The following is a 24,683-nucleotide window of genomic DNA, read 5'->3' as shown; positions in this document are numbered from 1 at the left end:
TTTGTGTTTTTTTTAATGATGAAGTACGTTTGGACAGTAGATCTTACTGATGCATACTCGCTAATTGTTTCCCGGCATTTTGATAAAGTTCGAGTGCATATTCTTGTTCTGCACGACCATTCTGTTGTAAATATTGATCCAATTTGTCGATATGCTTTGCACTACGGTAGAGCAGGGTATTTTTTGCAATTAAATAAAGCGGATACCAAGCCAAAGTACGTGGCTTGAGTCCTAGGTTTTTCATTTTACGTTGCCCAATAAAAAACTGGGTAATATCCAAGTGATTTTGATAGGCCTTTTTTTGCAAAAAGGAATTGAAGTGTTTGTAGTGTCGTTCAAAAGGCTCTTTGGATAAGCTGATGGCTAAAGCTTTGCTACTTTCATCGGCCTTAGGGTGGGCATAATTCATCCATTGCAGTAGCTTCCATGCGTCAGACTCTTTGCTGACTAGCCATTTTTCATCTACTCCCATTAACCAGCCCGTATATTTCCAAAAATGCATGATGGCTTCTGATTCGGTCTTGCTTGGAAAAATGCCAATGGCTCTGACACCGAGAAGTAACACCGCACTAAATGCAATGTTGGTCATGGCTTGATCATATTGATTGATCGGTGCTCCCCAAATATCGTTATCCCAATCTTTGGATTTATTGAGTTGATGGCGTACCAACGAATGAATAAAACGCACATAAATGGTTGAAGTAAAACCATTGTTAAAACGAGAGAAGCTATCTTGTTGATTGACATCAAGCCACCATTTGTGGGTTTCAGCTAAGCGTTTTCCCGCGTATTTATGTAAAGCACCCGTCATAATTAACGGTTGATTAAAACCAGGGTATTGATAACCCGTCATTAAAGCCACATCGCGTAAAATAAAAGTGCCATTTGTCCCTAAACGATGGGTAAATTTGATCGCCGTTTCAATTTTAGCTGGATCAAACCAGGTAGGCGCTTGTTCAACCATTTTAAAAAAATCAGTTAATTCAGGGATTTCATTGGGAAGTTTATCCAAACCTTGATACAAGGCTGTTTCAAAAAGTTTTCTATTTTGTCTCGGATTGGTCATCACCCAATCCATAACTTTGTCCATCGCGATATCACCAGTCTGTAAGGCACGATTGAGTGAAAGATATTCGTCATAACTCGGTTGTAACTGCTGGTCTGTAAAATAATAAAAAAGCTTAGACTTCATATTTGTTCGTGCCATCTTCTCAAATGAGGCAAGGCGTTGTGGCTTAATTAATGTTTGCATTTTGAGCGCGACCTGATTATTGTTTAGTCAAACTCTAATATGAATAATTATTCGCATTCAATTCGCATTTTGGAGTGAACCGCAAGATGAGAAAACAACCACAACAACAACGTGCTCGGAATGTCGTAGATAGTATCTTGGAAGCAACTCAATTATGTGTTGCTGAATATGGCTTAATCAACGTCACCACACCCAAAATTTCAGAAAAATCAGGTGTCAGTGTTGGTTCTATCTATCAGTATTTTGGCAATAAAGAAGAAATTATTCAGGAGCTTTTAAGTCGTAAAAGTGAGCAGCTGGGGCTTGCGTTGAAACAGATTGCGATTAGCCAAGAAGAATTGAGCTTAGAAGAAATCATTCCACTTAGTCTTCAATTCGGTTTTGACATGATGAAAGCCGATGGTGGCTTTTTTATTGAAGTGCTTAAACATTGGCATGGCTATAACAATTCAGAAGCAGCAAAAGTGTTAGAAAAGCATTTCTATGAAGTGGGATTGTATGTATTTAGCCGTTTTTTTAATCATTGGAGTTTTGAAGTACTTAAAAATAAATCCTTTGTGATTATCAATAGTACGCTTTTTACCATGATGCGTTATGTCAGTCATAATAATTTTCTAATTTCAGAACAGCAGCTAAAAAAAGAATTAACTTTGATGATCTTGGCTTATCTAGAGCAAGGCGCCTGCCCTAATCCGCTTTAAGATAGTCTTTAATGGTGGTAGGGATCCATAGATTGTACTCGACTTATATAGACATACATCCAAATACAAATAGAGCTTGGTTTTATAGAACCCGATTTTATAGAGTTGGTTTTATAGAGTGAGTTTTATAGCGTTGGTTTTAGCGAGTCTAAGTATTGTTTGAGTTGGGACAGAACATTGATCTCTTTATCGGGAATCGTTCGATGCTTCTATTCAATGATAAAACTGATCTATCTCCTTATATAGATTTTAATCGCCGTATCTCTATTAAATTGCATTTATAACAATGCTAAGGGCATACAAGAGGGCGTTTTACTTGTTTTAGCAAATGTACGATGGGGGTATTGGTTTTTTTATTGCTGTGTTTTTATGCAAAAAAGCAGATTTTTAAAGAAAAAGTGCTGTTTTAGAAGAATAAATAAGCAAGTGATAGATAAAATGAAAAATAATTAAAAAAAGGGGTTGTGTTGGTTATGGAATGCTGTAGAATGCACATCCATCGGCGGTGATGTTAAATAAAACTTCTGATAAATCAGGCACTTGATTAAGTTGTTAAGATTTCGAATTGAGATTTTAAGATGAGATTAGGGTTGGGTTTGTTAGAAAAAATAATTAACATTATTGATTGACTTTTTAGAGATAGAGAGTAGTATAGCCGACCTAGCTTGATGCTGACGAAGCATTGAGAAGATCATTAAGAGAATATGAAGAACAACTTGTGTGGATTTTTACTGATTGATTGATCGAAATATTATCATTGATTGATTGGTTTAAATTACTCGAAGTTTATTTGAGAGAATTTGTCAGTACATTGATGAGCCAGAATTGTGACCTTAAGTCACTAATGATTTTTAACTGAAGAGTTTGATCATGGCTCAGATTGAACGCTGGCGGCAGGCTTAACACATGCAAGTCGAGCGGGGGAGATTGCTTCGGTAATTGACCTAGCGGCGGACGGGTGAGTAATACTTAGGAATCTGCCTATTAATGGGGGACAACATCTCGAAAGGGATGCTAATACCGCATACGCCCTACGGGGGAAAGCAGGGGATCACTTGTGACCTTGCGTTAATAGATGAGCCTAAGTCGGATTAGCTAGTTGGTGGGGTAAAGGCCTACCAAGGCGACGATCTGTAGCGGGTCTGAGAGGATGATCCGCCACACTGGGACTGAGACACGGCCCAGACTCCTACGGGAGGCAGCAGTGGGGAATATTGGACAATGGGGGGAACCCTGATCCAGCCATGCCGCGTGTGTGAAGAAGGCCTTATGGTTGTAAAGCACTTTAAGCGAGGAGGAGGCTCTCTTGGTTAATACCCAAGAAGAGTGGACGTTACTCGCAGAATAAGCACCGGCTAACTCTGTGCCAGCAGCCGCGGTAATACAGAGGGTGCGAGCGTTAATCGGATTTACTGGGCGTAAAGCGTGCGTAGGCGGCTTTTTAAGTCGGATGTGAAATCCCCGAGCTTAACTTGGGAATTGCATTCGATACTGGGAAGCTGGAGTATGGGAGAGGATGGTAGAATTCCAGGTGTAGCGGTGAAATGCGTAGAGATCTGGAGGAATACCGATGGCGAAGGCAGCCATCTGGCCTAATACTGACGCTGAGGTACGAAAGCATGGGGAGCAAACAGGATTAGATACCCTGGTAGTCCATGCCGTAAACGATGTCTACTAGCCGTTGGGGCCTTTGAGGCTTTAGTGGCGCAGCTAACGCGATAAGTAGACCGCCTGGGGAGTACGGTCGCAAGACTAAAACTCAAATGAATTGACGGGGGCCCGCACAAGCGGTGGAGCATGTGGTTTAATTCGATGCAACGCGAAGAACCTTACCTGGTCTTGACATAGTAAGAACTTTCCAGAGATGGATTGGTGCCTTCGGGAACTTACATACAGGTGCTGCATGGCTGTCGTCAGCTCGTGTCGTGAGATGTTGGGTTAAGTCCCGCAACGAGCGCAACCCTTTTCCTTATTTGCCAGCACTTCGGGTGGGAACTTTAAGGATACTGCCAGTGACAAACTGGAGGAAGGCGGGGACGACGTCAAGTCATCATGGCCCTTACGACCAGGGCTACACACGTGCTACAATGGTCGGTACAAAGGGTTGCTACCTAGCGATAGGATGCTAATCTCAAAAAGCCGATCGTAGTCCGGATTGGAGTCTGCAACTCGACTCCATGAAGTCGGAATCGCTAGTAATCGCGGATCAGAATGCCGCGGTGAATACGTTCCCGGGCCTTGTACACACCGCCCGTCACACCATGGGAGTTTGTTGCACCAGAAGTAGGTAGTCTAACCGTAAGGAGGACGCTTACCACGGTGTGGCCGATGACTGGGGTGAAGTCGTAACAAGGTAGCCGTAGGGGAACCTGCGGCTGGATCACCTCCTTAACGAAAGATTGACGATTGGTAAGAATCCACAACAAGTTGTTCTTCATTGATGTATCTGAGGGTCTGTAGCTCAGTTGGTTAGAGCACACGCTTGATAAGCGTGGGGTCACAAGTTCAAGTCTTGTCAGACCCACCAAGTCTACTGAACACAGAAGAGCAGATATATTAAGATCTTAAGCTGGGGACTTAGCTTAGTTGGTAGAGCGCCTGCTTTGCACGCAGGAGGTCAACGGTTCGACTCCGTTAGTCTCCACCACTAATTAAAGACTAAGTGATTACAGAACTTAGTAAGCCGATAGCTTATTAAGTTCTGTGATTTATCACAGTTAACTACTCGCTGACGAGGCGGTAGTGAATCATTAACAGAATATATTTGAGTTGAAATAATTGTTTAAACTCGTTTTAGTTGATGTTAGCAAGTAATTGTTAATGTTGAATGAAATGAGCACTAGCGATAAAACTGAATCAAGCGTTTTGGTATATGAATTAAATTGAAGCTGTATGGTGATTAAGTTCACAGGCAACAAATAGAAGTGATTAAGTTCACATTGTTGATCCTCCTTGTAGGGATTAACGACTGTTTGGGGTTGTATAGTCAAGTAATTAAGTGCATGTGGTGGATGCCTTGGCAGTCAGAGGCGATGAAAGACGTAATAGCCTGCGATAAGCTTCGGGGAGGCGGCAAATATCCTGTGATCCGGAGATTTCTGAATGGGGAAACCCACTTACCATAAGGTAGGTATCGCATGATGAATACATAGTCATGCGAGGCGAACGAGGGGAAGTGAAACATCTCAGTACCCTTAGGAAAAGAAATCAATTGAGATTCCCTCAGTAGCGGCGAGCGAACGGGGATCAGCCCATTAAGTTATATGTGTTTTAGCGGAAAGCTCTGGGAAGTGCTACCGTAGAGGGTGATAGTCCCGTACACGAAAGGGCACATATAATGATGACGAGTAGGGCGAGGCACGTGAAACCTTGTCTGAATATGGGGGGACCATCCTCCAAGGCTAAATACTCCTGACTGACCGATAGTGAACCAGTACCGTGAGGGAAAGGCGAAAAGAACCCCTGTGAGGGGAGTGAAATAGATCCTGAAACCGCATGCATACAAGCAGTGGGAGCCGACTTGTTCGGTGACTGCGTACCTTTTGTATAATGGGTCAGCGACTTATATTCAGTAGCAAGGTTAACCGCATAGGGGAGCCGTAGAGAAATCGAGTCTTAATAGGGCGTTTAGTTGCTGGGTATAGACCCGAAACCGGGTGATCTATCCATGAGCAGGTTGAAGGTTGGGTAACACTAACTGGAGGACCGAACCCACTGTCGTTGAAAAGCCAGGGGATGACTTGTGGATAGGGGTGAAAGGCTAATCAAACTCGGTGATAGCTGGTTCTCCCCGAAAGCTATTTAGGTAGCGCCTCGGACGAATACCATAGGGGGTAGAGCACTGTTTCGGCTAGGGGGTCATCCCGACTTACCAAACCGATGCAAACTCCGAATACCTATGAGTACTATCCGGGAGACAGACTGCGGGTGCTAACGTCCGTAGTCAAGAGGAAAACAATCCAGACCGCCAGCTAAGGCCCCCAAATTATAGTTAAGTGGGAAACGATGTGGGAAGGCATAGACAGCTAGGAGGTTGGCTTAGAAGCAGCCACCCTTTAAAGAAAGCGTAATAGCTCACTAGTCGAGTCGGCCTGCGCGGAAGATGTAACGGGGCTAAAACTATATGCCGAAGCTGCGGATGTATACTATGTATACGTGGTAGGGGAGCGTTCTGTAAGCCGATGAAGGTGTATTGAGAAGTATGCTGGAGGTATCAGAAGTGCGAATGCTGACGTGAGTAACGACAAAACGGGTGAAAAACCCGTTCGCTGAAAGACCAAGGGTTCCAGTCCAACGTTAATCGGGGCTGGGTGAGTCGACCCCTAAGGCGAGGCCGAGAGGCGTAGTCGATGGGAAATTGGTTAATATTCCAATACTTCTGTGTAATGCGATGAGAGGACGGAGAAAGTTAAGTCAGCCTGGCGTTGGTTGTCCAGGTGAAAGGCAGTAGGCATGCATCTTAGGCAAATCCGGGGTGCTCTATGCTGAGAGCTGATAGCAAGCTAGTTTACTAGCGAAGTGGCTGATACTATGCTTCCAGGAAAAGTCTCTAAGCTTCAGTTACACAGGAATCGTACCCTAAACCGACACAGGTGGTCAGGTCGAGTAGACCAAAGCGCTTGAGAGAACTCTGCTGAAGGAACTAGGCAAAATGGTACCGTAACTTCGGGAGAAGGTACGCTGCTGACGGTGATAGGACTTGCTCCTTGAGCTATTGGCAGCCACAGAAACCAGGCCCCTGCAACTGTTTATTAAAAACATAGCACTCTGCAAACACGAAAGTGGACGTATAGGGTGTGATGCCTGCCCGGTGCTGGAAGGTTAATTGATGGGGTTAGCGTAAGCGAAGCTCTTGATCGAAGCCCCAGTAAACGGCGGCCGTAACTATAACGGTCCTAAGGTAGCGAAATTCCTTGTCGGGTAAGTTCCGACCTGCACGAATGGCATAATGATGGGGGCGCTGTCTCCAGCAGAGGCTCAGTGAAATCGAAATCGCCGTGAAGATGCGGTGTACCCGCGGCTAGACGGAAAGACCCCGTGAACCTTTACTGCAGCTTGACATTGAACTTTGATCTTACTTGTGTAGGATAGGTGGGAGGCTTTGAAGTAGTGACGCCAGTTGCTATGGAGCCATCCTTGAAATACCACCCTGGTAATATTGAGGTTCTAACTCTGTCCCGTTATCCGGGACGAGGACCATGTCTGGTGGGTAGTTTGACTGGGGCGGTCTCCTCCTAAAGAGTAACGGAGGAGTACGAAGGTGCGCTCAGCGTGGTCGGAAATCACGCGTAGAGTATAAAGGCAAAAGCGCGCTTAACTGCGAGACCCACAAGTCGAGCAGGTACGAAAGTAGGTCTTAGTGATCCGGTGGTTCTGTATGGAAGGGCCATCGCTCAACGGATAAAAGGTACTCTGGGGATAACAGGCTGATACCGCCCAAGAGTTCATATCGACGGCGGTGTTTGGCACCTCGATGTCGGCTCATCTCATCCTGGGGCTGAAGCAGGTCCCAAGGGTATGGCTGTTCGCCATTTAAAGAGGTACGCGAGCTGGGTTTAGAACGTCGTGAGACAGTTCGGTCCCTATCTACCGTGGGCGTTGGAAATTTGAGAGGATCTGCTCCTAGTACGAGAGGACCAGAGTGGACGAACCTCTGGTGTACCGGTTGTGACGCCAGTCGCATCGCCGGGTAGCTATGTTCGGAAGGGATAACCGCTGAAAGCATCTAAGCGGGAAGCCTACCTCAAGATAAGATTTCCCTAGGACTTTATGTCCTCTAAAGAGCCGTTGAAGACTACGACGTTGATAGGTTGGATGTGGAAGTGCGGTGACGCATGAAGCTGACCAATACTAATTGCTCGTGAGGCTTGACTATACAACACCCAAGCAGTTGTATATGAAGCATCATTTGATTCATAAAAGATCAAACATACTTGATTTAGTTGTAAAGCTAGTTACAATACCCAACTCAAATGTTCTGTTAAACTCATTTGGTACGAAGTAAGGCATTTAAATAAGACCCGAACAAGTCCATAACAGTTTGCTGGCGACAATAGCAAGAGTGAACCACCTGATCCCTTCCCGAACTCAGAAGTGAAACCTCTTAGCGCTGATGGTAGTGTGGGGTTACCCATGTGAGAGTAAGTCATCGCCAGCTTTTAAATCTAAAACACCCCGGTCTCTAACGAGAGCGGGGTGTTTTTTTATGCGTGGTGTTTATTAGCGAAATGAAAAGAAATCTGTAGAAGAATTGAAGTGCATAAGCAACTGAAAATAAACAGATTTTTTTAGATGCAAAAAGAAAACCCCATCATCCTGATGGGGTTTTCTTCGTATTGGTGTGTTAGATTTGACTCCTGTCGAATCTCACGTCCTGTGTGTTTTTTTATTCTCAATGAGACTTCCTGTCTCTTTATGTTTGCTATGATAAGCGCAATGCCTAAATCAGTATATTCGCTAATCACTACGATTGTTGTAGGTTAAAGCTTACAAGATGATCCAATTAAGAATTAAGACCCAATTCGCTCAGTTACCAATATGAAATGGTGAGATGGATACTTTTGTTTAAAATAAATCGATAGGTCATAACAATACTGAGGGAATCTAAAATGAAGGCTTTTCGACAGTGCTTAATCTATTTACCCCTATTGCTCAGCTGTAGCTTGTTGAGTGCATGTAATGCTCAAAATAATCAAACCACTACGGCTAATTCTTTGATTAACCAGAGCTATCAGATCCAAAAAGTAGCGACATTTGATGAACCTTGGGCAATGGCTGAGCTGGCTGATGGTCGTTTACTGATTAGCGAAAGGAAAGGGACGTTAAAACTGTTTGATCCTTCTTCATCACAAAGTATTGATATTTTAGGTGTTCCGCCAGTCGCTTATGGTGGGCAAGGGGGCTTGGGCGATATTGTTCTACATCCTGATTTTGCAAACAATCATCAAATTTATTTAAGTTATGCCGAAACAGGAAAAGGGGGATATGGTGCGGTTGTGATTCGTGGTGAATTAAATCTACAAGAAAAAAATCCTCAAATCCGCAATATAAAAAGAATATGGGAACAAGTTCCTAAGGTTTCAGGGCAAGGGCATTATGCACATCGAATGATTTTTGCAAAGGATGGCAAGCTCTGGATTAGTTCTGGTGAACGCCAAAAATTTGATCCTGCTCAAGATATGAATTCAAACTTAGGAAAAGTTTTAAGACTGAATGATGATGGTACTGTTGTTGCAGATCATCCATTTACTCAACAAGGTGAGATCGCAAAACAAGTGTGGTCGTTGGGTCATCGTAACCCATTAGGTATGGCTTTTGATGCGAAGGATCAATTGTGGGTGGTTGAAATGGGGCCTAAAGGAGGAGATGAGTTAAATCTGATTAAGAAGGGCGAAAATTATGGTTATCCGATTGTTTCCAATGGTGATCATTATTCAGGAAAATCGATTCCAGATCATGCGACGCGTCCTGAATTTAAGGCGCCAGAAATCAGTTGGACACCAGTAATATCACCCTCCAGTTTGGTCTTTTATCAAGATGAATTATTCCCGAAATGGAGTCACAAAGCCTTGATTGGTGGGTTATCCTCAGAAGCGATTATTGTGGTTGATACTGAATCGAAGCCTGTTCGTGAGGTACAGCGTTTAAACATGCAGCAACGCATTCGAGATATCCATCCCGCCCATAATGGTTCGATTTGGGTTTTGGAAGATGGAAAAAATGCGGGGCTATTAAGATTGTTACCTAAGTAAAAAATTAATTTAATTCAATGGATTATTATATTATTGAAAAGATGTGGAAGCAGCTGAATTGATATCAGTTGAATTGTTAGGGTTGTCTATAAATTATGCTATTCTTTCGATTTAAAATAATATAAATCGAGAACAATAATGCCAGCAACTACAATTGAAGTTCGCTATCAATATTCTGTAGCGCAAGAAGTGGACTTCATCGATGCTGTTCATCGTGCATTGGTGAGCGCTTTTAAAATTCCTGAATATGATCGTGATATTCGTTTATTGGTGCATGAACCGCATCGCTTTCAATGTCCACCGAATAAGCTTTATCCTGAAAAATTCACCCTGATTCGTATTGATTGTTTTGCTGGGCGTACACTGGATACCAAGCGAAATTTGTATCGCAGTATTGTAGAGAATCTATCTGTATTAGGGATTCCCAAAGATCATATCAAAATTTTATTAAGAGAAATTCCCGCTGAAAATTGGGGAATCCGTGGTGGTCAAGCTGCCTGTGATATGGATTTGGGGTTCGATATTCAAGTCTAGCTCAACCTAATATGAATCAAAGTAGATAGAATAGATTACTCTGTTGATAATATTATTTAAATTCAATATGTTAATTCAGCTTGTGCGCGCTTATAAGGTGGAGTATATGCTGCGTGAAGCATATCTACGTATCATTAAACTGACGTAATATTGTCATTGAAATGACCTCAAAATGTCATGCTATTGGTTTCTAATAAAGCTCATTTAAATCAATAAAAAAGACCTTTATGAAAAAAATTGCTTACTCTGTTTTAGCGTTAGGCGTATTGGCTTTAACCGCATGTAATGATGATGACAATGATTTCTCATTTGAACCATCTGTTACTGTACCGACCTTGGTTTCATTTGCCAAACTTGATGTCGAAACTTATGCAGCCGGTCCAAACTCAGGTGCATTTGTAAAGGGCGCCAATGGCATATTTCCACCTTTTAAAGGTCAGCCAGTTCAAGGCTTTTCGGGTGCTGTAAAGAACGGTGATGGCACTTATATGGTCATGGCAGACAATGGCTTTGGTACACAAGACAATTCATCTGACTTTTTACTCCGTGTTTATCAAGTAAAACCTGATTTTCGGACGAAATCGGCAGGATCTGCAAAAGTTCAAGTGATGAGCTTTATTCAGCTTCGTGATCCCAATAAATTAATACCATTTTCAATCGTCAATCAAAACAGCACAGATCGTTTACTCACTGGGGCGGATTTTGATCCTGAATCGATTCAACGTACTGCGGATGGTACTTATTGGATTGGGGATGAATTTGGACCATATTTACTGCATTTTGATAAAGATGGAATACTGCTTGATGCGCCGATTGCATTACCTCATCCATTGAAAGCTGGTGTGGAATTGCGTTCTCCGCAAAATCAATTCAATAAAGCCAACATAAATTATGTAGAGCCTTTGGTTCAGCAAAGCGGTGGCTTTGAAGGAATGGCATTGTCTAAGGATGGTCAATATTTATATCCTTTGTTAGAAAAACCGTTAAAAGGCGAGACCACACAACAGTTGCTTATCTCACAATTTGATGTGAAGAAGAAAGCGTATACTGGTCGATATTATTATTTTACCTTGAATGCCAAGGCGACCAATATTGGTGACTTCCAAATGTTTGATGATAAGTCTGGCATTATCATTGAGCGTGATGCGAGTCAAAACAAGTTAGATGGTTATAAGAAGCTGATTCAAATTGAATTAGGGGATTCTGGTAAAGCGGTAAAACGTTCTGACTTAGTTGATCTTATGAATATCGCCAACCCGAATAATTTATATGGGACAGCGCGAGATGGAGATATTGGTACAGCAACAACTTTTGCTTTTCCATTTGAAACCATTGAAGATGTGATTATTGAAAATAAAAATACCTTAACTGTTTTAAATGACAATAACTTTCCAGGTTCATCAGGACGAAATGCAAAGCGTGCGGATGATAATGAAATTATTCAGATTAAATTGCCTAAAGCATTGTATTAATACGCGATAAAATGCTTAGCCTCCACGACCCGAAGCTAAATTAATCTTAGCAAGGGAAAACGCCCTCCTTTTTAAAAGGAGGGCTGGGGAGGATTAAAACTTAAACTGATCAATATTAAGTGAAATACCTGACTTTTTATTGAGGGTAAAGCATCAGTACATACCTTAAATTAGCTGAGCAGATATTATTATTTTAAAGTGCGAAGTAATCTTTAAGCTAAATCACAGACAGCCAGTCAATTGACTGGCTTTGTTTATACATCATTCAAGCATGAGGATTAAGCTAAACAGTCTTGTTTCGAAACTTGATCAGGGCAGCCCAATGGATTTAAAGCACATTTTAAATCTTCAATTTGTTCATGGGTGACATAGCCTTTAGATTTTAGGTAATCTGCAACTCGGTCATCACGTAGGCTTAAGAAGGCTGCATCATAAACACCTAAATCTACAAATAAAGCAGCTGCTTCTAAGCTATTAAAACGGTCTAGAAACACATCATTGCCATACATTAGGAAAACATGGTCGTAATCCGCATGTGCATCGATTTTTAAACGAGCTGCCAATGTTGTTGGTGAGGTTTTGATAAAAAGCAAATCTGATAATTCATCAAATTGGGTCATATCTAAGATATTTTCACCGGTTTTTACTTTACCTAACCATGCTTTAAAGACCAGTACCGCACCGCCACGCAGTAACATGCTCCACACTTGATGACGAACTTCATCATTTAAGCATTCGCATTCATCTTCGAGACGTTGAACCAGTTTTTCTTCTTGTTGCGCTAATTTATCAAACAGACCTAAGCCTTGAGGATGATAAGCAACAGGGGTAAATACATCAAATTTTAATTCATCAAATACTTGAAGTGCTAAAGGCACAGCTGCTTGATAAATCGTGTTGAGTGCTTGTATTTGTGTGTCGTGGAGTTTGCTGTGTTTAAACAGATCTTGCCAATCAATTTCAGGCAGGATTGCATTTGCACCATATTGACGATGAAATTGTTGAGCTTGGTGTAGCCCATGTGGAACAGTTTCTGAAATATTCATGGTTAAAAATCCTATTTAAAATTGAATTCAAACGCTGTTTTTGTTTTCCTAAACATGAGCGTAGTTTTGTCTTGAAGTAATTTTTGATTTATCTGAGATGCAATAGGAATGCGACTAAAGTTGTAGACAGGGTGAAAAGTAGTTTTTTATTTTTTAAAATCATATAAATAGAAAATTGTAACTAACTATACAAGTGTATATTTACTATTTTGATGTTATTTGCCATAGAAAAGAGGGCTTTGAAGTTTTTAGTCAATAAATGGGTTCGAGTTTTGCTTTTTTTTGAATGCTTTTGCACAAAGCTTAAAAAAAATTGCTATTCCACTTAAAAAATTGCGTTACAAAACCTCTAGAACGCAATGGTCTAGAGGTTGTAAATGTTTCAAAACATTAAAGAAGAACGTGATCAATAAACTGAAAAGGGTTGAACGTAGTGGAAGATTATTTAGAAATCTTCAAGCCAGATAACCATGCACGTAGAGAAGCAGGCTTCAATGGTTTCTTCAACAACACCACGTTGAGGTCTTTAACACGCTCTGGTAATTCAGGATCAGAATCTGCAGTAATCAGTGCTGAAGGAACATTTTCCTGACGGTTTTCGACAATAAAATCTAAGCCAATTTTGCCGTGATTTAAATGCTGATCAACCAACCAGACTTGAATATTTTCTTTTTGAATAATTTCCAACGCTTGTTCAGGTTCAGTGGCTTTAAAGACTTGATAACCCCATTTGGTCAGTAGCGTTGTCATACCCTCCAAAATCGTATCATCATTGTCCAAACATAAGATTTTATAAGCTTTGGCTTTTAATGGTACCGCTTGTACAGGTGATGAAACCAGTTTAGGCGCTGCTACCATTGGCACATCAATCATAAAACACGAGCCTTTACCTAGTTCAGAATAAACATGCACAGGATAATCAAGCAAACTGGTCATACGTTGGACGATTGCCAGACCAAGCCCTAGGCCTTGTTCGCCCCATGGCGAGGTATGTCCACAACGCTCAAACTCTTGAAACAGCTTAATGCGTTGTTCTTCTGCAATCCCTGGACCGGTATCCCAGACACCGATACGAATATGATTTGGGCGATTAGACGCGCGTAACACACCAACAATCACACGTCCGCGAGCAGTATAACGCAAGGCATTGCTGACAAAGTTTTGGATGATACGACGGATCCATTGTGGGTCGGTATCAATCCAGAATTGAGCATCATGGACACGCAATTGGATATTACGTTGTGCGGCGATTGATTTAAATTGCAGTTCTAAATCACTTAATAAATCATGCAGTGGATAAGCTTGGCGTTTCGGTTGGATTGAACCACCTTCCAGTCGTGCAATATCCAAAAGGGCAGACAACATACTCTCAGCACCATGTAAGGCACGATCAAGCTGTTGTAAGGTTTTACGATCTTCATCCGATTGTACGCTTTGTTCTAAAGCAGTACTGAATAAGCGTGCTGCGTGCATCGGTTGAAGCAAATCGTGACTGGCTGCTGCAATAAAGCGGCTTTTTGACATATTGGCTTTGTCGGCTTGCTCACGTGCCAGTTGTTGTTCAGATAAGGCATTTGCAAGCTGTTGGGTACGATCAGACACACGTGCTTCAAGTACCGCTTCATTTTCACGGAATGCAGTAATATCCGCAAAGGTCGTAACAAAACCACCACCTTCAATGGGATTACCACGCATTTGAATCACACGGCCATCTTTACGAATCCGTTCAAACTCATGTGCGCTCCCGACTTTCATCCAATGAATTCGCTTACGTACATGTTCTTCTACCGAGCCTGGACCACATTCGCCACGCTCTGCGTTATAACGAATCAAATCGGCAATTGGGCAACCGACATAGACTAAATCTTTTGGATAATCAAACAGCTTTAAATATTGGTTGTTCCAAGCAACTAAACACATGTTTTCATCAACCACACTGACCCCTTGGGTCATGTGGTCAATCATGGTCATGATAAGATTTTGATTAAAGCGTTGCCATTGTGACGCTTGGTCGAGAATATTTGCCACTTGGCCCAATGCCAAGCCATTATTGACCATAGCCGTGGTGAGTAATGTCCGTGCAGAGGCTGCCCCGATTGTGCCTGCGAGGTATTGTTCAGTGAACCGCCACCACATCCCATTGGCACTGCTATTTTCATTGAGCACCACATTGTTCATGGTACAAAATTGCTGAAAGGCATGGGTTGCTGGCCCTTCACCAGTAATCCGTTTGGCTAGTGCAATCAGATCACCAACTTTAAGTTTAGCGACATCATGGTGTAAATAATTAATATCGGTAGAGGTATTTTGTGCAGGTAAGGGCTTGGTTTCATAATAGAAAAAGCTTTCTGCCTGTATTTGTTCAGCAATACTAGGACGATAAATACGAGAGACCCAAATATATAAGGTAATATTTAAACCAAGTGCCCAGATTACACCATGAGTAAGCGGGGCAAAAGATTCAAAACCAAATAAGGCTTCTGGTCTTAACCATTCAATATTTAAAGGTCCAAACATCAAAAATTGATGTGCAAACTGGCTATATTCAACAGGTAAGCTACGTAAAATCGTTGGCAATAATAAGGTATATGACCAAAGGATAAAGCCTACAACCAAGCCTGCATAAACCCCTTGGCGACTTCCACCACGCCAGTATAAACCACCAATTAAAGCCGGTGAAAATTGTGCAACCGCACTAAAAGCCAATAGTCCGAAGGTAGATAATTGGTCAATATCATTAAAGAAGTGGAAGAATAAAAATCCGAGTAACATTACCGCTAAAATACACACACGACGGGTAAATTTAAGTACCTGTGGTAAGCGTTTGTCATGACGAGAAAGAATGCCAAACTTCCATAGAGAAGGCATAATCAAGTCATTACTGAGCATGATGGACAGTGCCACAGAAGAGACTAATAGCATACCTGTTGATGCTGAAAAACCGCCTAAAAATGCCAGTAAAGATAACCAGTCTTGGTTATAACTAATCGGTAAAGAGAGTACTGCAACATCAGGAATGGTCAGATACTTAGGTGCTGCATGCAGTGCCCAACTGGCGATTGGAATAATGGCAATAATGGTCAGAATCAAATATGCAGCAAACCACCGTCTTGCACCACGTATATGTTTTTCATCGCGTAATTCAACCACGGCCACATGGAACTGACGTGGTAAACAGATAATCGCCAATGAAGCGAGTAATGTTTGAACCCAGAAGGTATCTGGCACACCAAACAGTTGTACTTCATGAAAAGTTTTTTGCACATCCTGTGAGATTTGTACAATATTTTGTGGATGATCAAAAATAAAGAAAAATGCCACGCAGAGCAGGGCAAATAGTTTTACAAATGATTCAAAAGCAACGGCAAGCATTAAACCGCCATGTTGTTCGGTATTGGCAATTTGTCTTGTGCCAAACATCATGGCCAAGATCGCCAATACAGCGGTAAGACCAAGCACACCATTGGTGGTGGTGGAGACCACTTGGGTATTGTGATCGAGCATGACGGAAGCGCTAAGCGCAATGGCGCGTAATTGTAGTGCTAAGTAAGGAATGATGGCGATTACAGCCAAGATGGTCACTAAGGACGCTAATGTTCCACTTTTACCATAACGTGCTGCGACAAAGTCGGCAATCGAAGAAATCGCATGATGTTGTCGAACGCGACCTAAACGGCGCCAAATGTCATAACCTAGCCAGACAAATAATAAAGGTCCTAAATAAATCGGCAGGAAAATAATCCCCTCACGTACTGCAGCACCTGTTGCTCCATAAAACGTCCAAGATGAGCAATATACGCCCAATGTTAGACTAAAGAGAAGCATCCTGCCGCGCGTGCTTAATCGACTCGCATGCTTCTCACCAAAGAAGGCACAAACGAATAGAATGAGGATGTAAAGGGCCAGAACCCCTATAATTAACCAACTGTTCATAAGGACTACAGTATAAAAAGCTGCGCCTATAATAACGCATACATGAACTGTCTCGTTTATTTTGCTCAAAATTTAACGACCAAAGTCTAAGTTACGAGAACCCCACAATATTGTTAATTTTGACCATGTAAAAAAAGACTAAAAAAAGCAACCAGCGTTCTGGTCGCTTATCAAGGAGCATGGTTATGGATGAGAGACAGGTAGAGGCGATTCTACAAAATCCAAAATTCAAGGAAATGGTTGCTAAAAAAAGTAAATTAAGCTGGACATTAACTGCAATTATGTTGTTCGTTTATGTTGGATTTATGCTTTTAGTTGGCTATAACAAAGAATTTTTAATGAGTTCATTTAGTGGTGGCATCACCACTTGGGGAATTCCTTTAGGTCTAGGAATTATTGTTTTATCTTTCGTATTGTGTGGTGTGTACTCATATATTGCCAACAATAAATTGGATCAATTGAATGCAGATGCAATGAAAGAAGTAGAAGCAATCGCCCACGAAAAAGGACTGCACTAAGATGAAATGGAACTCTTTAAAGACTAAAGCAGCTCTTGCATCTACTGCACTGCTTTCTACTGTTGCACAAGCAGGCCCAGATTTAGGTGAAGCTCAGCAGCAAGCGACCAACTGGCATGCAATCATTATGTTTGCAATTTTTGTTGGTTTAACCTTATTTATTACTAAATGGGCTGCAAAACAAACTACCAATACTGCAGACTTCTACACCGCTGGTGGTGGTATCTCTGGTTTCCAAAATGGTTTAGCGATTGCAGGTGACTATATGTCTGCTGCATCGTTCTTGGGTATTTCTGCATTGGTGTTTAGCTCAGGCTTTGATGGCTTGCTTTATTCACTGGGTTTCATGGTTGGCTGGCCAATCGTATTGTTCTTGGTTGCTGAGCGTCTACGTAACTTAGGTAAATATAACCTGTCTGACGTGGTTTCTTTCCGTTTAGAAGAAAAACCAGTACGTACACTTGCAGCAATCAGTTCGCTTGTAGTTGTGGCTTTCTATTTGATTGCTCAAATGGTGGGTGCAGGTCAGTTGATCAAACTGTTATTTGGTTTGAACTATAACATCGCAGTTGTGATTGTTGGCCTTCTGATGATGGCTTACGTGATCTTCGGTGGCATGTTGGCAACAACTTGGGTACAGATCATTAAAGCAGTGATGTTACTTTCAGGTGCAACATTCATGGCGTTCATGGTGATGCATTCTGTCGGTTATAGCTTCTCTGAAATGTTCAGACAGTCTATTGATGTATTTGCAAAAGTACATGATGTCAGTCTTGATGATGCAACCAAAATTATGGGACCAGGCAGTTTGGCGAAAAACCCACTCGATGCTTTGTCACTTGGTTTAGCACTCATGTTTGGTACAGCAGGTTTACCACACATTCTTATGCGTTTCTTTACAGTTAAAGATGCTAAAGAAGCTCGTAAATCTGTGGTTGTTGCAACAGGCTTCATTGGTTACTTCTACTTATTAACCTTCATTATCGGTTTCGGTGCGATCCTTTTCGTATCAAACAACCCACAATTTATTGATGTTGCTAAAATGGCTGTGACTGGCAAACTAGAATTAGTTGGCGGTAACAACATGGCAGCGGTACACCTTGCAGATGCAGTGGGTGGCGATCTGTTCATGGGCTTTATTTCAGCAGTTGCATTCGCAACGATTCTTGCGGTAGTTGCAGGTTTGACACTGTCAGGTGCTTCAGCAATTTCACATGACTTGTACGCAAACGTACTGAAAAAAGGTCAAACAACCCCTGAATCTGAATTACGTATGTCGAAGATTGCAACACTTGGTCTTGCGATTTTTGCGATGATTTTAGGTATTTTGTTCGAGAAGCAAAACGTTGCCTTCATGGTGGGTTTAGCATTCTCTGTCGCGGCGTGTGCAAACTTCCCAGTATTGGTTCTTTCAATGTTCTGGAAAGGCTTAACTACACGTGGTGCTGTTGTAGGTGGTGTTGTCGGTCTAGTGACAGCGGTGACTTTAATTATCTTATCTAAAGCAGTTTGGGTAGATACATTAAAAATCTCTGATACTCCGATCAACTCATTCAATGGTCCTGCAATCTTTGCTATGCCATTAGCATTCATCTGCTGCTGGTTGTTCTCTGTGACAGACAAATCTGCACGTGCAGAAGCAGAGCGCAAAGCATTTGATGCACAGTTTGTACGTTCACAAACAGGTATTGGTATCTCTGGTGCTTCAGATCACTAAGTGATTTGAGATCAGCTTAAAAAACACCTTCTCGAAGGTGTTTTTTTATGGGCGATGCAAAGCCAGAACTCAATCATCCCAGTTTCAGCTTTTAAGCGATATAAAGCTTGTTTTATGCTGATAGATCAGTTGAATTATCACGAAAAATTGAAAGTATTTAAGAAACCCCATGAATATGTTAATTTGAATGTTTAAAAGAACAATCAGAATCAGAAAATATGCGTTCAATGATCGAATTTTGGAAAGGTTTTAAACAATTACCGTCAGCATGGTTATTGTTGGTCCAACTGCTTATTTTAGTTTTATCTGTCTATACCAATGCCAGCAGAAGTTATCAAATTTTAACTTGGTTACTCGGTGTCTCTGCATTACTGATTATTGCCAAAGTGATTCGACAAACACCGACATTTACACTGTTGGGCTTAACTTTTGTCACGGGGGCATTTGTACTGTCCTTTCTGATGCTGATCGGTTTTCATTCTGTTACTTTGCAAATCTTTGCACATTCATTTGAAGCAGCTGCTTATTTTTGTGCAGCATATGGCCTAATCCGCTATATGTTTGCAGATCGTTATTTAACCAAAGATGAACTGTTTGCTGCGGGTGCGGTATTTACCCTGATCGCATGGGGATTTGCCTTCTTATACAGTATTTGTCAATTGCTGGTTCCGCAGAGTTTTCAAAACCCAAATCATGTTGCGGACTACCAATCTTGGCTGGATTTATTGTTCATTAGTTTTAGTTTGCAATCGGCAACGGGATTGTCCGATTTGATTCCTGTTGCACCTGCTGCGCGGGTGATTTCAATGTTGCAAATGTTCTGTGGTGTGATGTATTTTGCCCTGATCGTCTCACGGATGATTGCCTTGCAATATATTGAAAATAAACCAAAATCATGAGCTAATGATCTTGTTACATTTAGTAAATTGTTGAAAATGTTAATTTAAATTATAATGTGGCCTGAATCCAATCGCTGTTCTACAGGATTCGTCTTTTTTCACACCTGTGAATGCCTTTTTTTGACTTTAAAAAGTCTGTCCATTGAGTATAAAAACCTGGGGGAAATATGCCTTCCAAAAAAATCACTTGGTTTGACAATGTCAATCCAAATGTTTTCTTGAGCACTGTTGGAATTATTGCGCTTTTTTTAGCCGTTGTTGTCTTTGCACCAAATGCCTTTGAACTGATTACTCAAAGGATGAACCGCTGGATCACCGATTCATTTAGTTGGTTCTATGTTTTATCTGTCGCAATATTTTTAATTGTGCTGATTTTTATTGCCTTTTCTGACATGGGTAAAATCAAGCTTGGACCTGATCATAGCCAGCCTGAGTATAGTAATGGGTCATGGTTTGCCATGCTATTTACTGCGGGTATGGGGATCGGGTTAATGTTCTTCAGTGTTGCAGAACCTGTCATGCATTATGTCAATCCACCTGCTGGTGATCCACAAACCATTGAATCTGCCCAAGAAGCAATGAGAATTACCTTTTTCCATTGGGGCTTACATGCTTGGGCTATCTATGCAGTTGTTGGCTTAACGCTGGCTTATTTTGCTTTTCGCTATAACTTGCCACTCAAAGTTCGTTCAGGTTTGTTTCCGATTATTGGTCAACGAATTCATGGCCCAATCGGAGATGCGGTCGATACTTTTGCCACCATTGGTACGGTATTTGGTGTGGCTACCACGTTAGGATTTGGGGTAACGCAAATTAACTCTGGCTTAAATTATTTATTTGGCTGGGAAAGTAATATTAGCACCCAAATCTTTTTGATTATTGTGGTGAGTACGCTGGCTTCGTTGTCGGTTTTCCTCGGATTAGACAAAGGAATTAAACGACTCTCTGAACTGAATCTGATTTTAGCTTTGGTATTGTTAGGCTTTGTATTCCTCGCCAGTTCCAGTATTTATATCCTACAAGCAACCATTCAAAACGCTGGACAATATATTTCGAATTTGTTTAGCATGACCTTTAATTTATATGCTTATCAATCAAATGGCTGGATTGGTGGTTGGACCATCATGTATTGGGCATGGTGGATTTCTTGGTCACCATTTGTTGGTATGTTTATTGCGCGTGTTTCAAAAGGTCGAACCATTCGAGAGTTTATTGTTGGGGTACTGCTTATTCCGACAGGCTTTACCTTGATCTGGATGGGTTTTATTGGCAATGCTGCCTTGTTCAGTATCATGGAACAAGGGCAGGTTGGGCTAATTTCTGCGGTACAAAAAGATTCATCAGTTGCATTGTTTGAATTTTTAACCCATCTGCCTTTTTCAGGTGTGTTTAGTCTTATTGCGACACTGCTGGTGGTGTTGTTCTTTGTTACCTCCGCAGATTCTGGTGCATTGGTGACCGATTATCTCACTGCGAAAACAGAAAATTCGCCGATATGGCAACGCTTGTTCTGGACTGTTTTAATGGCGGTCTTGTCGATCATTCTATTAATGGTTGGTGGGCTAGGCGCACTACAATCGGCCACCATGATGAGTGCCTTACCATTCACCTTTATTATGCTGTTGTTGTGTTGGGGCTTAGTCAAAGCATTGCGCTTAGATGTCACCAAAATGCAGGCTTTACAAGTGGCAAGAATCACGCCGAGAGCTGTGCAAAACCCACGTAGTTGGCAGCAACGTTTGGGCTTAATCATGCACTATCCGCATACGTTGGCTGAAGTACAACATTATATTCAGGTTGATGTGATTAAGGCTTTTGAAAGTATTCGTTTTGAGTTTAAACGCCGTGATTTAAATGTGGTGATTAAAGAAACCGAAGACGGTGTTCAACTGAGTGTGGATCATCATGATGAGTTCAATTTTATCTATAAAGTCATTGCACGCAAAATGGTTGCGCCAAGCTTTATGATGAATGAAGAACATCAGGAAACCGATGATTTTTATCAAGCAGAAATATTTTTAAGAGAAGGTGGTCAAAACTATGATGTAATGGAGTGGACGCAAGAAGACTTGATTCAAGACATCATTGATCAATATGAACGCCATCTACATTTCTTAAATGTACTGAGAAACTAAGTTGTTTATTTAAAAACAAAGGCAATAAAAAAGGACTCGTATGAGTCCTTTTTTGATTCAATTTCTAAGCAACTTAGAAACGGAATTTAGCATTTAAGCCAACAGTTTGCGTATCACCAACATACGAAATTGCGTGGCCTTTATTGTTTTCGTAGTTTGCATTTACGTAGCTTGCACCAACTGCAATCGCAGGCGTGATGAAGTAGTTTACGTTTGCACCCCAAGCTGAATCAGGCGTACCTTCGTAGCTAGACGCTGCGTAAGAAGCACCAACGCTTAATTGTGGGTTCAAATAGAAATCAGTTTTAAACTGGTATGCAGTCGCATCACCATAGATGATGCCTGATTCAAACGCTAAAGACATATTTGTACCGTCAATACCGCCAACGTATTTAGCACGTGCAGTGATTGCGTCTTGGTCTTCACCAATTGTTGCAGCTTCAGCAGTCGCTTTAGCAACGCCGTTACCCATAACATTGAATGCATCTAAAGCAACTTGGTCAGCAACGTTAGTATAACCAACAGCAACTAAGAAGTTTTGAGTAGGAAGAGCACCCACTTCTAATGCAAAACGATCGCCTTGATCATTTGGCAAGCCATTTTTACCGTCAAGGATTGTGTGGCTATAAGAAGCACTTGCGTATGCAGGTACATATGGAGTTGGAACATAAAGTTCAGCTTTAGCGCCGTAGTTATGTGCAACTACACCACCGTCTAATTCGCCATAGTTATATGCTAAAGAAACATTTGATGCTTGGTTTAAGAACGCTGCTTCAGCCAATGGACCTTTTGAAGAGTCAACATTTTTGAAGTAGTAAGTACCTTGCAAACCACCAGTGAAATCTTTGTCATTTTCAGTTGTATCGATATACTCTGATTGACCTTGAATTTCAAATTGGTATGCTTGAGCGCCGGTCATGGCTAATAATAAAGCAGTGGCTAAACCGAGTTTTTTCATAATCTTTTCCAATAGGAGAAATTGGTGAAACAGACGGCATTGTATTGTAACAAGATATTAAGTCAATGACGTTTAAGGCCACTGTTTACAAAGTAGATACATGAAATTTACATTGTTTAAAAAACGTACATTTAAATAGCTTTACGTCAACCTGGAAAAAAACTTAATTAGAACAACAGACTAAATTCAGACAAAAGTTTTATTTCATATAAAACAGATATCAAATTGTTAAATTAATACATTTGTTTTATTGTTTATTTGTGTTTTTTGATCGATATTACCGATGGTTGTTTTGCGATCAATGTCAAGAAAATGTCATTAAATTCTGCTTATATTTAGAATTAATTTGTGATTCTATAATCATTTCATGTGAATATTGTTGTTTTATTCTCAATTATTCATAAAAACGATAATTCATTTATATCCGATCAATTTAATAGGTTTTACAAAGTAAAAGATATTTTGAATAATGAGTCAATAAAGTTCATTCATTTTAAATGAATTTTTTGAGATTTTGAGTTTATATGCCCAGCTTTCCCCAAGGTTGGGCTTTTTTTTATTTAAAAATTCAAAGCAAATCGCATTAAACAGACAATAAAAGTATTGCACCAATATGTAGCATAATTAAGCAAAAGGTGAATTATGTTGGCATGATTCTTGCCAAAAAAAATCCCAATTTTCAAAGAAAACTGGGATTTTTCGCCAAAATCTGGAGCAAATCAATAAATTCTGCTGAGGAATATTAATAAATTGCCCTAATGAAGTGCATTATGCACCAATATATTGCACCTGTAAATATTTTCTTACATTCAATTTAAAAAATAATTCATGGGCTCATCTACACTATTTCAGATTGAGTCAATGCCTAAGTAAAGTTTATGAGTAATTACCGATTTAAATCTAAAATAAAAAGCAGTGTATTGATCATTCTGAGTAGTGTGGCATTTTCAGGTTGTGTTTCTAATGCCAATTTGCATGATCCAGCGTCATCACAAAGAACAAGTGAAATCCCGTTGTTGTTTAATTATGCGCAAACTCAAGCCGTCTTTGTGACTTATGATGGAACTCAATTTAAACGTTATGGGAATGATTTAAATAGAGCCAAGACTGCCTATATTCCAGCCTCTACTTTTAAAATGTTGAATGCCTTAATTGGTTTGCAACATGCGAAAGCGACAAATACAGAAGTATTTAAGTGGAATGGAGAAAAAAGATCTTTTCCTGCATGGGAAAAAGATATGACCTTGGCACAAGCAATGCAGGCTTCAGCCGTACCTGTATATCAGGAGTTGGCACGGCGTATTGGCTTGAATTTGATGAGTAAAGAAGTCAAGCGTGTTGGTTTTGGCAATACACAAATTGGTCAACAGGTAGATAATTTCTGGCTAGTCGGCCCATTGAAAATTACCCCAGAGCAAGAAGCTAAATTTGCTTATCAATTGGCAAACAAAACATTGCCTTTTGATGATGCTGTACAGCAACAAGTTAAAGATATGCTCTATGTCGAAAGACGGGGTGATTCCAAGCTTTATGCCAAAAGTGGTTGGGGAATGGATGTGCAGCCACAAGTGGGTTGGTATACGGGATGGGTGGAACAGCCGAATGGTCAGATCACCGCTTTTGCTTTAAATATGCACATGCAGACAGGGGATGATCCTGCTGAACGCAAGCAACTGACATTAAGTATCTTGGATAAATTAGGCTTATTCTTTTATTTGAGATAAATGCAGTAGATAAAAAAATGCCCAGTTTATTGGGGGAAACTGG

At 41.0% G+C, this 24,683-nt stretch carries 13 protein-coding genes, 2 tRNA genes and 3 rRNA genes; 14 read left to right on the top strand and 4 right to left on the bottom strand.

The window, feature by feature from the left end; translation table 11 throughout:
- Nucleotides 1–43: 43 nt before the first annotated feature.
- Nucleotides 44–1,252 carry an oxygenase MpaB family protein gene (locus tag MTO68_RS22035; protein ID WP_244014359.1) on the bottom strand — a complete coding sequence of 403 codons (1,209 nt, stop codon included), beginning with the start codon at nucleotides 1,250–1,252 and terminating at the stop codon, nucleotides 44–46.
- 86 nt (nucleotides 1,253–1,338) lie between these two features.
- Between MTO68_RS22035 and MTO68_RS22030 the strand changes: the two genes are divergently transcribed.
- The 9 genes from MTO68_RS22030 to MTO68_RS21990 all read left to right on the top strand — a co-directional run bounded on the left by MTO68_RS22030 (nucleotide 1,339) and on the right by MTO68_RS21990 (nucleotide 11,710).
- A complete protein-coding gene (locus tag MTO68_RS22030) occupies nucleotides 1,339–1,953 on the top strand; it encodes a TetR/AcrR family transcriptional regulator (protein ID WP_244014357.1) in 615 nt (204 codons plus the stop codon).
- 852 nt (nucleotides 1,954–2,805) lie between these two features.
- Nucleotides 2,806–4,344, top strand: a 16S ribosomal RNA gene (locus tag MTO68_RS22025).
- Nucleotides 4,345–4,403: 59 nt separating this feature from the next.
- A tRNA-Ile gene (locus MTO68_RS22020) sits at nucleotides 4,404–4,480 on the top strand.
- A 44-nt stretch (nucleotides 4,481–4,524) separates the two neighbouring features.
- A tRNA-Ala gene (locus MTO68_RS22015) sits at nucleotides 4,525–4,600 on the top strand.
- A gap of 337 nt (nucleotides 4,601–4,937) precedes the next feature.
- A 23S ribosomal RNA gene (locus MTO68_RS22010) occupies nucleotides 4,938–7,828 on the top strand.
- Between the two features lie 167 nt (nucleotides 7,829–7,995).
- Nucleotides 7,996–8,110: ribosomal RNA gene (rrf, locus tag MTO68_RS22005) — 5S ribosomal RNA — on the top strand.
- Together the 16S, 23S and 5S rRNA genes with 2 tRNA genes alongside form the textbook arrangement of a ribosomal RNA operon.
- A 451-nt stretch (nucleotides 8,111–8,561) precedes the next feature.
- Complete coding sequence (locus MTO68_RS22000) at nucleotides 8,562–9,704, top strand: PQQ-dependent sugar dehydrogenase (protein WP_244014355.1); 1,143 nt, start codon at nucleotides 8,562–8,564, stop codon at nucleotides 9,702–9,704.
- 138 nt (nucleotides 9,705–9,842) lie between these two features.
- Nucleotides 9,843–10,238 (top strand): tautomerase family protein, encoded by a 396-nt coding sequence (locus MTO68_RS21995; RefSeq protein WP_034612737.1) that lies wholly within the window; start codon nucleotides 9,843–9,845, stop codon nucleotides 10,236–10,238.
- A gap of 227 nt (nucleotides 10,239–10,465) precedes the next feature.
- Entirely contained in the window at nucleotides 10,466–11,710 is a 1,245-nt protein-coding gene (locus MTO68_RS21990) for an esterase-like activity of phytase family protein (protein WP_034612735.1), read from the top strand.
- A 278-nt stretch (nucleotides 11,711–11,988) separates the two neighbouring features.
- Here MTO68_RS21990 and MTO68_RS21985 read toward each other — a convergent pair whose 3' ends face one another.
- Both MTO68_RS21985 and MTO68_RS21980 read right to left on the bottom strand, forming a co-directional pair.
- Entirely contained in the window at nucleotides 11,989–12,756 is a 768-nt protein-coding gene (locus MTO68_RS21985) for a hypothetical protein (RefSeq protein ID WP_096735339.1), read from the bottom strand.
- A gap of 441 nt (nucleotides 12,757–13,197) precedes the next feature.
- A complete protein-coding gene (locus tag MTO68_RS21980; RefSeq protein WP_244014353.1) occupies nucleotides 13,198–16,689 on the bottom strand; it encodes a PAS domain-containing hybrid sensor histidine kinase/response regulator in 3,492 nt (1,163 codons plus the stop codon).
- 185 nt (nucleotides 16,690–16,874) lie between these two features.
- Between MTO68_RS21980 and MTO68_RS21975 the strand changes: the two genes are divergently transcribed.
- The 4 genes from MTO68_RS21975 to MTO68_RS21960 all read left to right on the top strand — a co-directional run bounded on the left by MTO68_RS21975 (nucleotide 16,875) and on the right by MTO68_RS21960 (nucleotide 21,958).
- The gene (locus MTO68_RS21975; protein WP_004725226.1) at nucleotides 16,875–17,207 is read left to right on the top strand and encodes a DUF485 domain-containing protein; all 333 of its coding nucleotides are present in this window, start codon (nucleotides 16,875–16,877) and stop codon (nucleotides 17,205–17,207) included.
- Between the two features lies 1 nt (nucleotide 17,208).
- A complete protein-coding gene (locus tag MTO68_RS21970; RefSeq protein WP_004816490.1) occupies nucleotides 17,209–18,924 on the top strand; it encodes a cation acetate symporter in 1,716 nt (571 codons plus the stop codon).
- A gap of 218 nt (nucleotides 18,925–19,142) precedes the next feature.
- Nucleotides 19,143–19,823: an ion channel gene (locus MTO68_RS21965; RefSeq protein ID WP_034612723.1), complete on the top strand. Its 681-nt coding sequence runs from the start codon at nucleotides 19,143–19,145 to the stop codon at nucleotides 19,821–19,823.
- Between the two features lie 167 nt (nucleotides 19,824–19,990).
- Nucleotides 19,991–21,958, top strand: coding sequence for a BCCT family transporter (locus tag MTO68_RS21960; RefSeq protein ID WP_151956280.1), 1,968 nt, complete (start codon nucleotides 19,991–19,993; stop codon nucleotides 21,956–21,958).
- A gap of 73 nt (nucleotides 21,959–22,031) precedes the next feature.
- Here MTO68_RS21960 and omp33-36 read toward each other — a convergent pair whose 3' ends face one another.
- Nucleotides 22,032–22,916 (bottom strand): porin Omp33-36, encoded by an 885-nt coding sequence (gene omp33-36, locus MTO68_RS21955; protein WP_004816498.1) that lies wholly within the window; start codon nucleotides 22,914–22,916, stop codon nucleotides 22,032–22,034.
- A gap of 878 nt (nucleotides 22,917–23,794) precedes the next feature.
- Here omp33-36 and blaOXA point away from each other — a divergent pair.
- Nucleotides 23,795–24,640, top strand: coding sequence for an OXA-274 family carbapenem-hydrolyzing class D beta-lactamase (blaOXA, locus tag MTO68_RS21950; protein WP_244014351.1), 846 nt, complete (start codon nucleotides 23,795–23,797; stop codon nucleotides 24,638–24,640).
- The last annotated feature ends 43 nt before the right edge of the window (nucleotides 24,641–24,683 follow it).

It is taken from the genome of Acinetobacter sp. NyZ410, from assembly GCF_022828975.1.
GTDB classification, from domain to species: domain Bacteria; phylum Pseudomonadota; class Gammaproteobacteria; order Pseudomonadales; family Moraxellaceae; genus Acinetobacter; species Acinetobacter guillouiae.
Note: the sequence above shows the minus strand (reverse complement) of the source record. Positions and strands in the feature narration are given on the sequence as shown.

Excerpts from the sequence above, each read along its gene's own strand:
- omp33-36 (WP_004816498.1), bottom strand. The coding sequence starts at position 22,916 with ATGAAAAAACTCGGTTTAGCCACTGCTTTATTATTAGCCATGACCGGC.
- MTO68_RS21965 (WP_034612723.1), top strand. The coding sequence starts at position 19,143 with ATGCGTTCAATGATCGAATTTTGGAAAGGTTTTAAACAATTACCGTCA.
- MTO68_RS21995 (WP_034612737.1), top strand. The coding sequence starts at position 9,843 with ATGCCAGCAACTACAATTGAAGTTCGCTATCAATATTCTGTAGCGCAA.
- MTO68_RS22000 (WP_244014355.1), top strand. The coding sequence starts at position 8,562 with ATGAAGGCTTTTCGACAGTGCTTAATCTATTTACCCCTATTGCTCAGC.
- MTO68_RS21975 (WP_004725226.1), top strand. The coding sequence starts at position 16,875 with ATGGATGAGAGACAGGTAGAGGCGATTCTACAAAATCCAAAATTCAAG.
- MTO68_RS21960 (WP_151956280.1), top strand. The coding sequence starts at position 19,991 with ATGCCTTCCAAAAAAATCACTTGGTTTGACAATGTCAATCCAAATGTT.
- MTO68_RS21980 (WP_244014353.1), bottom strand. The coding sequence starts at position 16,689 with ATGAACAGTTGGTTAATTATAGGGGTTCTGGCCCTTTACATCCTCATT.
- MTO68_RS22030 (WP_244014357.1), top strand. The coding sequence starts at position 1,339 with ATGAGAAAACAACCACAACAACAACGTGCTCGGAATGTCGTAGATAGT.
- blaOXA (WP_244014351.1), top strand. The coding sequence starts at position 23,795 with ATGAGTAATTACCGATTTAAATCTAAAATAAAAAGCAGTGTATTGATC.
- MTO68_RS21985 (WP_096735339.1), bottom strand. The coding sequence starts at position 12,756 with ATGAATATTTCAGAAACTGTTCCACATGGGCTACACCAAGCTCAACAA.
- MTO68_RS22035 (WP_244014359.1), bottom strand. The coding sequence starts at position 1,252 with ATGCAAACATTAATTAAGCCACAACGCCTTGCCTCATTTGAGAAGATG.
- MTO68_RS21970 (WP_004816490.1), top strand. The coding sequence starts at position 17,209 with ATGAAATGGAACTCTTTAAAGACTAAAGCAGCTCTTGCATCTACTGCA.
- MTO68_RS21990 (WP_034612735.1), top strand. The coding sequence starts at position 10,466 with ATGAAAAAAATTGCTTACTCTGTTTTAGCGTTAGGCGTATTGGCTTTA.